The following is a 13063-nucleotide window of genomic DNA, read 5'->3' on the forward strand; positions in this document are numbered from 1 at the left end:
GCGGAACGCCGGGACAAAACTTTCGTTGGCAGTATCATGAACTAACGACCAGCTGCAGCTCTGCCCAGGCGAACGGTTTCATCCGCTTGTGGCCCATACACCAGTAATCCAAGGAAGCCCTGGTTCACACGCATTGCCACCGACGCCGGGTTGGCGGTAATAACGTCAGCCATGCCGACCCGCTGGCTATGTGCCAACACTTCAAGATTGAGTGCTTCAGCAGCTTCTTTGTCGCCACCCAATGCATTGGTGAGGCTACCGATACCGCAGGCCAGGACACTGTAGCCTGGCATATCGGCAATTTCTTCAAGTTCGGCGAACACATCCGGGTCTTCGACCATTAGCATCGCAACGACATCGCCGTTCGGGTTGGACGGAGACCACACGTTGTAACCCTCAAAGAAAGATATAGCCGTGCGAGCTTCCTCGGCGCTGCGAACGTGAGGCAGCACCACACCATCTGCACCCAAAGCAAGCAATTCTTTAACCCGTGCCCGCGAGGTTTCCACGCCATCCTCTGAGATCGGCGGAATACGGACAATCAGGGCCATCGCTTCATTCGGACCACCGCTGCCAAGACCTTTGGCGACATTGCGCGCTGAGTCCAGGTCGTAATGCTGCTCCAGGTTTAAGAACGCGTAGTCCAACAATGGATTCGCTGCCAGATTAAGCCCTGTCTGAACAGTGTACCGAGGCGGCTCGTCGGAGCGCGGTTCACCCGGTTTACGCATCTGCGTGACATACTCTCCAAAAGCCGCTTTGCCCGATGCCCACAGGTCTATCAGATTGGACCGGCCAGACACGGCATTCGCGTCGAGCGTTCCTTCAATTTCCTGGTAGACCCGCTTGATCACGTACGGTGCCTGGTTGCTGCTCGCAGTCCACGATGCATATTGCCCCCAATCGGCTTCGGCCACGGCCGCGCAATCTTTGGTAGAGACGCAAGGATAACCGGCGGCATGCAAGCGCTTGGATTCTTTGATTACAGCGGCAATGGATTGCCTATAGGTTTCAAGATCGCGCTTCATGGTCGCCGCATCGTCGACGAAGCCGTGTCCGGTAACGTACCAGGACACATCCATTGCCTGAGCTTTTTCGATCGTAGCAACCCACTCACTCGGGTATGCCGAACGCATCGCCGGAAACAGGCCGCGCATGTAAATCTCACCGAGGAACATTACTTTGCTCTTCGGCAGATAGACCGCGAGATCGCCGCCGGTATGAGCGCGGCCCAGATTCAGAATCTGTATCTCGGTACGACCCAGTTTCAGGGTTCTTTCGTCATCAACGATTTCCGTGGGACGATAAGCCGTGTTCGAGAGCTTGTTTTGCGAAGCTGTCGTGGAAATAAACCGGACGCCAGGATACGCCGCTTTGAAGGCAGCATTGCCACCGACATGATCCGGGTGGTCGGAAGCGACGACCACGTACTTAACGGGCTTCGATGTCAGCTTTTTGATGCTTTCGATCATCAATTTGGTCTGCCATACATCGCCCTGTCCGTCAGCGACCAGCACACCGTCCGACGTAACAACAATCAGGCTTACACTGTTAAATACAACGCCGTTAGGCAGCGGAGAATGCAATCCCTCGTAGGCATAGACATCCTTCGCGAGCTCTTGCATTCGTGGGAAATCGACATCCTGCAAGTCGCGCGCAGCTATGTCAGCAAACGGAAATTCGTCGGCGCTACGCGCCAGTGATGTCAAAGAAAACAGAGCGCACGCCAGCGCTGCAAGAAAATAATGCCGACCTTTCATACCGTACTCCAAACTGGCACAGAGCTCTTTTAATGAGCCCAGCAAAAATCGTTACGTACATGCCCGAGATCTTCAGCAAGAAAGTCGGGAACGGTGAACGCTGCAAACAATGGTCGACGAAATCGACCGGCAAAAAGACTCGCCTGTCGCTTGGCATTCATTCAGGTACGAGACTACCTGATCACAATTAAAAAAACCCGCGGCCTCGGTTGGAGGCCGCGGGTTCCGTATTACGAGGCTATTGTTGCTACACGACGTACTGAATACGACATGTTTATCAGCCTCATCGAACTAAACAGTCGCTATGAATCTATTACTTGAATTCATATTTGATGCCAGCCCGAAGAATCCGGCCAGACCGCTCATAGAACTGCATGTTGCCTGCACCTGACCAGAAGCTCGTGGTAGCCACACGTGGTGGGTCCGTATCGAATACGTTCTGAGCAGAGAAGAAGACCGTACCGTCGCCAACTTCATAGTTGAAGCCAAGGTCAAAGTACGTAATGGCATCAATATGATTGTCGTTGACTGTCGGATTGGCATCTGTAGCAACCGGGCAGGATCCTGGAACACACTCAATGTACGAGTTGTTGTAGACGCCAGAGTCCATGCCACGAGCGGTCAATGTGACATCAAGCGGACCGTTCATGTAGGTGAGCATCGTCAGGTAACGAACCTTGGACGATTCCAGACCGAAGCCTGGGCCACCAATACTGCTGGCCGTAACGCCGACACCATCAACAACCGTGGTCTGATCAATCGTATCCAGCTTGTCTACGACGGTGACCATGGCGCGGAGAGACAGATCGCCTTCCCATTCAGCGTTGAAGGTCGACAGCGGAAACAGGTAGCTTGCTTCCAGGTCGTAGCCCCGTGCGTTCTGCGCAAGGAGGTTCTGCGGCTGGGTCAGGATCCGATCGATAAGTCCGTCAGTTCCACGAATAACGCTGTTACACAGAATCGCGTCGCCAGCGAAGCAGCGATCCAACACTTCCTGAGAACCAACCGTCAAGATCGCCTGGCTGACTTCGATGTTGTAGTAATCGAGCGAGATTGAGAACTCGGGCAACCAGGACGGCTGATATACAACACCGATACCCGTCGTGTCGCCTTCCTCAGGTTTAACATCGGGATTACCACGGCCTTGGCTGATCATCTGAGTTTCGACGTTCAGGAACGGATCGGTGACAGTGCCTGTACCGGACGAACCAGCGTCAAACAGGTTGCCCAGCGTCGGAGCACGGATATCGCGTGAACGGGTTACGCGGAAACGCAGGTCGTCAGTTGGACGCCAACTGGCACCCACTTTCCAGGTCGTAACCTGACCGGACGTGCTGTAATCCGTCCAGCGCGCTGCAGCATTGAGGTCCAGCTGCTTGGCAAACGCAACATCGTTGGCCAACGGAATGACGGTTTCAATATTACCTTCGGTCACGTCGTACTTGCCGAACGATGGATTGTAGTTACCGCCGAGGAACGCCGCCTGTTGGTCAAGCTCACTGGAGGCACCGCTGACTTCTTCAGTGCGGTGTGCAGCACCAAATGCCAGAGATACCGGGCCGGCCCAACTTTCAAACGGTTCACCCGAAACACTTGCAGATACCACTTGCTGCTCGAGAAGGATTTCCGCCCAACCGGTGCCGAATGCATATTCCTTGGCCGCCGGAGAGAGAACACCTGTACCCATATTGTTGTAGGCAACACAATCCGGATCGTCGTTAGACGGATCGGCATCAGCATTGATTCGGCAAACAATCTGACCAGCGCCGTTTACAACGGCATCAACTGCATTGTTGTAATACGGTGTGATTTTGTTGTTTGGCGTTGTGGTGAGAATGTCCGACTGGTTGTTGACGTAAGAAGCTTCCCAGGTCCAGGCACTGCCCACTGCGTCAAATTCGCCTTCAATACCCAAAACGAGACGCGACATTTCGCGTTCGCCAGTGAACATGGCGTTACCGGCGTCGCCGTTTACAGTACCCATTGTGAAAGAAGTGATTCCTTCAGCCGTCATCTGAGCCTGTACTGACGGTGGAATGAACGGGTTACCTGATTGAATGGTCACGTTGCCAAGGTTGAAAGGCAGGGCGGTACCCGGGTTAACCGACTGGGAACGACCCCAAAGCAACTCACCGTAGACGGTGGTCGAATCGGTAACGTCGTAGCTGGCGCGAGTGAACACGTTGTCACGAGTCTGCTGCAAGGCCAAACCGGTTTCGCGGTCAATCCTCGACGTCTGCCAATCGCCGCCTGACATCCAGACACCACTTACAATGTCTCCGAACTCAAACGGCAGCGGCGTACCGTTGGCCTGGAATTGCGTACCACGCAGTGGGCATGCGCCACCACCCGGGACCGAGCATCCAACGATCAAGCCGCCGCGCGTAGCAACTGAGAGTCCAGCTTCTTCGATCGTGGTGTAGAACGGCTGGGTGTTGTCTGAAGCGTATGCCGGGTTACGGATGAGGGCATAAGGCTCCTCAGTCCAGTCGCGTGGCTTGCCTTCGATGCCGGCGTCATAACCGTGTTCAAGATCGAACAGGAAGTGACCGCGACCACCGGCAAACGGCAGTCCGCCCGTGAAGGACGCCAGGAATGTTTCGCCGTCACCGTGGGTTGTCGTTCCTGCCTGGAGGCTGGTTTTGAAGCCAGTGTAATCCTTGTCCAGAATGAAGTTGACGACACCCGCCATTGCGTCAGAACCGTAAACGGCAGATGCACCGCCGGTTACCACTTCAACGCGCTGTACCAATCCCGTAGGAAAGTTGCTGATGTCGACCGCCATACCACGGCTATCGGTGCCGCCGCCAAGGGCTGCACCAACGACACGTTTGCCGTCGAGCAGAACCAGTGTGCGGTTGTTACCCAGACCGCGCAGGTTCAGCAGGTTCGTGCCGGCCGTGCCGTCACTGACGCTGACGTTATTGCGGGCATTCTGAGAACCTTGGAAAACCGGCAGCCGTTCGACAGCTTCACCGATTTGTGTCACGGGCATCTTGCCCAGCGCTTCTTCTCCAAGCACGGAGACCGGCGTTGAGGTTTCGTAACCGTCACGGCGAATCATGGTGCCGGTTACTGTAACTTCTTCGATTCTTTCTTCGGTATCGGACGCGTTCTGCTGCGCTACAGCCGACCCTGCGGCAAGCAATGCCGTAAGAGTGGCGTAACGCACGACGCTACCGGCCTTGGAGACTGTCGATCTCCACGGCACGCACGGTGCGCAATTGTTAACTTTCTTCATCTTCTTTCATCCCCCCCTAATTGGGCGCTATCGGTGTACATAAATTTGTAAAATGTCTTGGCTATTCTTCCATCCAGACAGGGCATTGCTGCCACTACTGGGCGGCCGTGTCAGGTATCGAACAAGAGTAATGGTGTCGTTCAAGGCGGCGGTTAGGAACTCTCAGTCTGCAGAGAATTTACGGCTCGTATTCGGCCTGGCTGCCCGGAATTCGACGCGTTACATGTCGATGTAAATCAGAATTTCATAACAATCTTTCGCTGGCGCGAGGTCAGAGACCTGGCATGAACACCTGTTAATCATTGCTTGCCACTTGATTCCAGGCCTGCGTCTCTTCGCTCGGATGCACTATGTACACCTGAGTGAGTGTCATGTTTACAGACGAAGAAATGGCCGTATTGGCGCCGGTTTCCGGATCGGGATACGCGTCAGCCAGCTTTCTCAGCGCGCGGTATTCCGACGGTGAAGAGAGTTGCCCATAGCTCTGGTGGTGAGTCGCCCAGTTGGTATTAAGCCGATGCGTAAATTGAGCGACATCGACGTAGCCAGCCATTTGACCTTCTGCCGCTTGCGGCGTCAACTTTAGTTCAAGCTGGAGATCGCGAATAAGGTGGTAACCACCACTCACGCCCGGTTGTGACCACGGAATCTGGGCCACCTCAATTGGCTGTGTGGTCAATACACCATCGACAATCTTGCCTTTCACTTCATTGACAAAGCTCTTACCCCAGCGCGCATCGACTCGTTGCGTACCGCCTGAAACAAATCCCTGGCCCGATGCATCGGTAACCAACTCGTCGAGGCCACGATAGGTGGTCACCGTGACGTCGTCGTCGTTTTCGAGGCTATCGACGTCAGTTAACTCGATCATCCATCGCGTGTAACCGTTGCCAGCCATGAAGAAGTTTTCGAAGAACCAGACCGCACCATCGGTGCGGTAACTCGCAATACAACCAATTGCGCGGTAAAGCTGGTTATCGATTCCCGCCTCGCCATCCGGACTCTGGAAATCATCGGCATCGACTTTACCGTCGAGATTCATGCCGTATGAAATTTGCCCTTGCACCTCTTTGAATTCGAAAGGTTCGGGAGCCGTTGTCGGATGGAACTGTCGACCCTCACGCATAAGCCGCGTGTCCATTACGGTGCGCTCTACTTTGCTGTCTTCAGGGAACAGTTCGTCAAACTGCTCGCGCGGTCCACCGTTGAAGCCGTTCGGGCATTCTGTCTTGCTGTCCTCAGTTTCGTAGACAGCCCAATGCCTTTCCGTCAGGACGTAGCCAATTCGAGCACCATCAAGCGGCTCGGCACCTGCTACCCCACCCAATCCCAGCATGGTTAGAAAAATCGCGGAAGAAAGCACTTTGGGTGCGGCGAAAATTGTCCGCTCAGTTGTATCAGCCCGAAAATGTGCCATGAAAAGCCCCTCCATAGTGAATAACCGGATCGCCGTAATCATCGGCGGAACGCGGCACCCTGAAAATCATCTCTCAAAACGAACGCTTTGAAGCCGTTCCGTCGCCCTGTGAACTCGCCGAAGCCGTCACCTCGTGTGACGCCGGGTCCGGTATCTCCTGCGTAGGTGTAAACCGGCCGACCACGGTAAGCCCAAACGTTCATAGCGCCCCCTTGGCCCTCAGTGGCGCGATGTCCGGTATTCGGGTCAATTGCCAGCACGCTCCACAACGGGCTCTCGCTCTTGGCACCCGCCGAGGCGACGACGTAAGGAAACGTCTTGTTACAGAGTGCCGCGTCACCGTTACCGCAAATGGCCAAACGGTATGCCTGAGTGGCGTCGGGGTGATCGCAGGCGAGCTGCGCGTAGGAATCGTCGCGACAGTTGTAGAGATAAATGGAATTGCCGTTTGCATCGGCCAACACCTGACCGCCGAACGCCGCGTCCTGGACGGTGAATTCGGCAGGCGGCAACGTTGCCCGTTGCGTATACACGTTGTGCCAATTCGGTACGTCGCTGCCAGCAAAACTCCGGCTACGAGTATCTTTGCTGTAGGTGTACAGCGGTTTGCCCCGATAAGCCCACTGGTTAAACCCAGTCGACTGCTTGACGACTGTCCAGTCACCGCTGTCTACGGCAATTTCGGGCGCGGGTACGGGCGTCCAGTCTTTCAAACAGTCTTTGTTGCAATTCGACTTATTAGGTTCGTCGCCATCCCACGTGTATACCGAAAACTCGTCGTCATTCACGAGCAGACGTCCGGTGGTACTGGAAACAACTTTGAATCCGGAAGGAACATCCGGTGGCGGTCCAACTGGCTCACGAACAACGCCACCATCACCGCCGGATCTGATTTTCGAACCGCCAAGCACGTCACCGCGCTTCTTATCCAGATGCGAGGTATACAAAGGGAAACCGTCATAAGCCCATTGACCAGCACCGTCCGGGCGCGGGGCGAAAGTCCACTTGCCGATTTCTTCAGCGCCGTCAGCCGCCAGTACCGGCGGCCAGGACTCCGCGCAGCTCAAACGATTCTCGCTATCCGGCAGGAGCAGGCCAGCCGGGTACGGACTCATTAAACCAGCACTATGGCGAAGCACCTCATCCGTGCAGGAGGAAGGTCCATCTTTTCTGTCACCGGTTGAGCCATTGCGTAACGCCCCCAAAGGCCACTTGTACAGCGTACGTCCATGCTCATCCGCATAGACCGGGCCGTCCAGTGCCGTGATAACCACCTGGAAACCCGGTGGCATTTTCTCGTCGAGGTAGCCTTCTTTCTCGGCGCCATCGGCCGACTGCCAATACATAGTATCTTTGGGCGATCCGGTGGCTGCATCCGCATCAGGCATAAGCGACGAGCCTGCAACAAGCAGAGCAACCGTCAGTAAATTAATCACGCGCATAAAAATGACACTCCTCGTACAGCCGGACCAGCCTGCTCAGACTACGATCTCACCGATAACTTCAGTGGACTTGTTGCTGAGAGTGCCCCAAGAAGGCGTGTCTATACCCAAGAGTCTCAACGCTGTGTAACCGACCTGGCTCACCGAGCCACCCTTCATGTCGATGTGCATGCCACTCTTGGCCTTGCCTCCGGCGCGTCCAGCCAGGAATGTCGGCATGCCATCAATCGCATGCGTTCTGGCGTATCCAACGTCCGTCGTACCGAGGATCAGGACGTTATCGAGTAACGTGCCGTCGCCCTCCTGCACCGTCGTAAATGCCTGGACGAAATCCGCCCATGACTCCATCGCGCGACGCGTAAACCAGGACGCATGTGGCTGGTAGCCGAGTTCACCATCCACCGGCTCTTCGTGAGTACAGGTGTGATGCGGCTTCGGATAGCCCGGCTTGATGATGGAAGAAAATGCCGCCGAATAGGTCATGTTGAATACACGGGTCTGGTCGCAAGCAATCGCCATCACCATCAGTTCGGTCATCATTTGATGACGTAGTTTTACGGCATCCGCTGACTTATCCATGAGTGGATTAACCGGGGCTTCACCCGGAGCAACGCATGCTTCAATCGGCTCTGGCTTGGTGAGACGGTGTTCAAACTGCTTCTCGAGCTGACGCAAACCAGTAAAGTACTGGTCGATGCGGGCGCGATCCGCTGCACCGACGGTCTGCAGCATTGAACGCGACTGCTCCATAACGCTCGACAAAATACTGCGGCGAGCAATTACTCGCGGATCGGGCTTGAACGTTGGAGCATTAGGGTCCTGGAAGTCCGGCCCGAACAAACGGGTGTAGAACTGCAATGGCGACCATTCCGGTGAGTTGGGCGTCGTCGCATTCAGGTAGCTGTACGTGTCGCGGGCGTCGGCGGTTGCCGTCGCAGTCAGTGAATTGAAGCGGGTGGCGCTGCCTATCTGCTTAGCGACAGTAACGTCGATAGTCTCGGTCGGTACGCCATCCGATTCGGGCGCAACACCCGTCCGTGAAACAACCCAACCCGTGTAGTGATTGCGGTTGGGAGAAGAATCAGGAAACGCATTACCGTTTGTGAACAGATTGATGTGATCACGAACAGGCGCCCACGAAGCAATTTCTTCGGGCAGGTCGTAGTTACTACCTGTTTTCTTGGGAACGAAAATATCCGACGTGCCGCCGAGCCCGTAACCCCAGGTACCAAAACGCACAGGCATCGGCTTTCCTGAAGCGAGCGCAGTTCCGTTGCCATTCAGAAAGTAATCAAGGAAGGGAAGTGTGACTGTGACTGCCCCACCGCTCATCATACCTTTTAGTACACGACGCCTGTCCCACTTACTCATTCCAACTCTCCTGAAATCTTCGTTCTACTGGACTCGCTCATTTGCGCGTCCAAACCCACCCCATCTGTCGGCGCGACCGTCTACAGCCGACCAAATACCAACTTTAATCTGTACTTGCGCTAGCCGTAGTCAACGCACCGGCGTCAGCCGGTGCCTCAGCCGGGCCTTCCTGGATTCGCGAGAAGGCGTCGCTGAGTGCTACCGCTCTCAGCAACTCTGGCAGTTTGTAGCCCTGCCCTTCAAAACTCTGGTTGAAATAGTCCAGAACTTCGCGAGCCTCAATAGCGGGCGGCCCACCAGTACCGTAGCTGTAGATTCGCTGTACAAGGCATCGCGGCAACTCCGGGTTGTCACGCAGTGCGTAACCCAGACCAACGGCACCATCAAAATTCACACCATCTAGACCGCCGCTCGCATCAATAGTTGCGCCGTTCTCGGTCAAGCGGTAACCGCCTGCACCGTCGAATTGCTCCAGTGACAAGCCGATCGGATCCGTGATTCTATGGCAGCCGGCGCACGACGGTGTCTCGAGATGCGCAGCCACGCGTTCACGCTGCGTGGGATAGTGCGAATCGGGATTGGCGACGACAGAGAAGTCAATCCCCGGCGGAGGCTCTGGCACCGTCTGGCACAAGAAAAGTTCACGCAAAGCCTGACCGCGCAGCGTCACTGAACTTCGCCCAGGGTGCGCGTGTAATGAGAGAAAACTGACTTGCGTAAGGAGGCCAGCCCGTGGACTGTCTTCCGGGAAAGTATATTGCGACCAACCCGGCTGTGCCGGTACGCGGTACACGATCGCCAAAGCTGGCGACATAAACGTCGACCGCGTTGTAAACAGATCGCGATAATCACCGTTGTTAACGAGCAAATGATCGATGACGGTGCGTAGCGTTTCTTCCCTTGCATCTTCGGCCGTCACACCCGTGAACTCCGGGTAGATAGTCGCATCTTTGGCAAGAGTCTTTACTTCTTCGAACGCGAACATGTCGTCGAAGAAAGCTCTCATGCCATCAGCGAGACGCGGACTCGCCAACATTCTGTCAACGCTCGTCTCAAGCCCTTTATCAGTCAGCAACTCACCGCTTTCAGCAGCCGCCAGCAATTGATCGTCCGGACCTGCATTCCAGAGGAAAAAGCTGAGTCGTGAAGCGAGCGAGTACGCATCCAGACGAAGCTTGCCTGAACTCGACGGATCGGGTTCGGCCGTTTCTACGACGAACAGCCCTTCGGGGCTGATCAGCATGCCTTCGAGCGCGATTTCGAGGCCTGCGTAAAAATCTTCCAACTGCGTGGCCGCCGAACCGGCTTGCTCCACGTACATCGCAACTTCGTCATCGGCCAACGCGCGCCGGAATAACAAACGACCGGTCTTCGCCAAGAACTGCGTTGCACACTCGGCATCCGGCCCCTCAAGGGACTCAGGCTTACAGGGAATCAGATAGTTGCGGTTGCTGGGATCAACCACCTGGCTGGCAACGCTAGCGGCGACACCCTGTATTTCCTGAAGTTGCGCGCTGCTGACGCCTGCGATAGCAGCACTGTTCGCGAGCAGCCCTTCCAGACGCGCCACTGGCGAAAATTCGACGCTTAAGTCAACGCCCGGGCCAAACACATAGCCCAGCGAATTGCGGTATTGCTCCGCCGTAATGAGGCTGGTCAGCGCATGCGTACCGGGACTTTCGGGCTCGGGCGTCGAACAGCCAACAAGAGCGTACAAGGCCAGCAGGCCCATTGCGCCACCGCGAATCGAGTTGGCGAAACGTCGCTTGTACTTTGGAGTTGATCGTTCTGTAACCAAACTCATTTTACTACTTCCCCCCCGGTCGCCCGGAATTGCGCTGATCTGGTAATCGGTTTCCACTGTAATTTTAAAGGGTGAAATCGATATTGGTGATTCGTGACGGATCTCGCGACCACGGCAGGAATTCCGTCGTCAACCGGAATGTGTCACGGTTTACACCACATTTCAACTATTTACTGTATCACAAACTTGTGATGGCCGCGGGCCCGACAACGGCGATTCGAAGACTGCATATTATGTACCGGTTCGAGCGCAAAAACATGGCACGAAATACGCCTCGCCTCCTTGCGACATAGGCTAAACGGTTGTGGCCGCGCAATCACGAAAAAGGGCAACTGAGTGTCAGAACGAAGGAGCGTTGCTTACGCCGGCAGCGGTACAAGCCAGATCCAGTTGCGCCTGATCGCAACGGCTATCGAGTGCTCGCGAACGGAAGCGCGAGTGCCACTTCGCCGCCTTCCGCTAAACCCCGTTACGGAGAATCCGCAGCGATATCAGTTAAGTGCGAATACTCCTGTGCAGTACGGGCTCTGGCCGACATCACCGATGACTTCCCTGTTGAGCTCATCGATCAAGGCCACCGAACCGCTCGTAGAATTCCGGCATCGGCGGTGGCAGCGGGCTATCGGCGGTTTCCATCGTCGTGCTCAGGTACTCGTCTGCTGCAGCATGCACTCTTAAGTACAGCTCCCGGCAGAGTTGGTATGCCTGCAGCCCATGCCAGCGTTTTGGTAATAGCTCGGCCGGCAAGATCGGATCCCGCAGCAATAACTTGCGGTATTCCTGCAGCAGCAGTGTCCGAATCTGAAATGCGATGCACGGTTCCACGACACTCGCTTCGCGCACCGCCGCCAACACCGGCAGAAAGCGTTCCGAGAACACTTCGTATCGCGCCTCTATGTCGGCGAGATTCCAGCTATTGCGCACAAAGTTGATCAAGACATCGTTGCGCTGCGACTCCGTCGCTCGTGCGCACATGACGACGACTTCATCGGCCACACCTACCCGCGCGAGCATCGTTTCCAGGTCTTCGATATCTGGTGCAGGTCGTGCCATGACATCAACCGATACAGGACCGAAGCCTAGCCAGGACAATTCTTTGCGAACAGCGTCACGCTGTTCGGACGACACAGCCCCGGTCAGCACCAGGCACCATTCGCCGGACCAGCTTTGGCGAGGTTCGCCGTAAATCCGTTGCGTCGCTTCATGGAAGCGCTCCGCACCTTCTTCCGTTAATTGGTAGTAACTGCGCCGACCGACCTGATCTGCCACCAACCAGCCGTCTTTCGCGAGCCGGTACATCGAAGTCCGTACCAGTCGCTCACTGATCCCGAAGTCGGCCAGCACGCGGATCAAACTGCCGATCCAGACAGTGCCGCCGCGTGGCGCTATGGCATCCCCATAGAGTGTGATGATGAGCGAGCCGGCACGCTGCACCGGTCGGGAACGGAACTCGTCGATGAGTGCTCGTGCGGCGACGGTTAGCGACATGGGAACATTCGCATTGAATGCGTGTGACCGCAAAATTGTGACATTCGAATTCTCCACGTGTGATCCAGTTTCGCCCAGCGGGGCCTTGCAATGGCCAGCCCAAGGAGAACGCGTTTGTTCTTCAAGTTGCTGATTGAGCCAAAGTAATGAAAGTCCGGATCGGAAGGAAATGCCCTAGAGAGGCCCTTAGTGAACGTGCCTTCTGATATCTGCTTGCAGACCATAGCCGCACGGTATTAAGCGCGGATCCTATGGCCAATGCAGACGCGCCACGATTCAGCCTGAAGCTCCCCTAACCTGATGTCATGCCACTGGGCAAGCTAACAACTACGGCCCAAGGCGTTTTTCGACGATTTTATTATCGAGCAAATATACCAGCATAGGCCCCACGGTACGAGCAATAGCAGTGCTCGCGCAATCGCTACGTCCGGCCCCACACGGCGTGAACGATAGCCGCAATGGGAGCAGCAAACCGCTCGCCATAGTCGCCTGTCTGGTGAGGGACCTTACGAACCGACAAGAGAAAACTTGTACGCCGTG

Annotated in this window: 7 protein-coding genes; all 7 read right to left on the bottom strand. The window is 55.7% G+C overall.

Going from position 1 to position 13063, the window contains the following annotated elements; translation table 11 throughout:
* Nucleotides 1–41: 41 nt before the first annotated feature.
* The 7 genes from AC0L8N_RS04550 to paaX all read right to left on the bottom strand — a co-directional run bounded on the left by AC0L8N_RS04550 (nucleotide 42) and on the right by paaX (nucleotide 12523).
* Nucleotides 42–1760 (bottom strand): aldolase/citrate lyase family protein, encoded by a 1719-nt coding sequence (locus AC0L8N_RS04550; RefSeq protein WP_473666390.1) that lies wholly within the window; start codon nucleotides 1758–1760, stop codon nucleotides 42–44.
* Between the two features lie 313 nt (nucleotides 1761–2073).
* A complete protein-coding gene (locus AC0L8N_RS04555) occupies nucleotides 2074–5001 on the bottom strand; it encodes a TonB-dependent receptor domain-containing protein (protein ID WP_473666391.1) in 2928 nt (975 codons plus the stop codon).
* Nucleotides 5002–5296: 295 nt separating this feature from the next.
* The gene (locus AC0L8N_RS04560) at nucleotides 5297–6418 is read right to left on the bottom strand and encodes a hypothetical protein (protein ID WP_473666392.1); all 1122 of its coding nucleotides are present in this window, start codon (nucleotides 6416–6418) and stop codon (nucleotides 5297–5299) included.
* Between the two features lie 38 nt (nucleotides 6419–6456).
* Nucleotides 6457–7860 (bottom strand): hypothetical protein, encoded by a 1404-nt coding sequence (locus tag AC0L8N_RS04565; RefSeq protein ID WP_473666393.1) that lies wholly within the window; start codon nucleotides 7858–7860, stop codon nucleotides 6457–6459.
* Nucleotides 7861–7896: 36 nt separating this feature from the next.
* Nucleotides 7897–9231 (bottom strand): DUF1552 domain-containing protein, encoded by a 1335-nt coding sequence (locus tag AC0L8N_RS04570; RefSeq protein WP_473666394.1) that lies wholly within the window; start codon nucleotides 9229–9231, stop codon nucleotides 7897–7899.
* A 103-nt stretch (nucleotides 9232–9334) separates the two neighbouring features.
* A complete protein-coding gene (locus AC0L8N_RS04575) occupies nucleotides 9335–11035 on the bottom strand; it encodes a DUF1592 domain-containing protein (protein ID WP_473666395.1) in 1701 nt (566 codons plus the stop codon).
* Nucleotides 11036–11596: 561 nt separating this feature from the next.
* Nucleotides 11597–12523, bottom strand: coding sequence for a phenylacetic acid degradation operon negative regulatory protein PaaX (paaX, locus tag AC0L8N_RS04580; protein ID WP_473666396.1), 927 nt, complete (start codon nucleotides 12521–12523; stop codon nucleotides 11597–11599).
* Between the last annotated feature and the right edge of the window lie 540 nt (nucleotides 12524–13063).

This window comes from Woeseia sp. D3-10 (assembly GCF_055809415.1).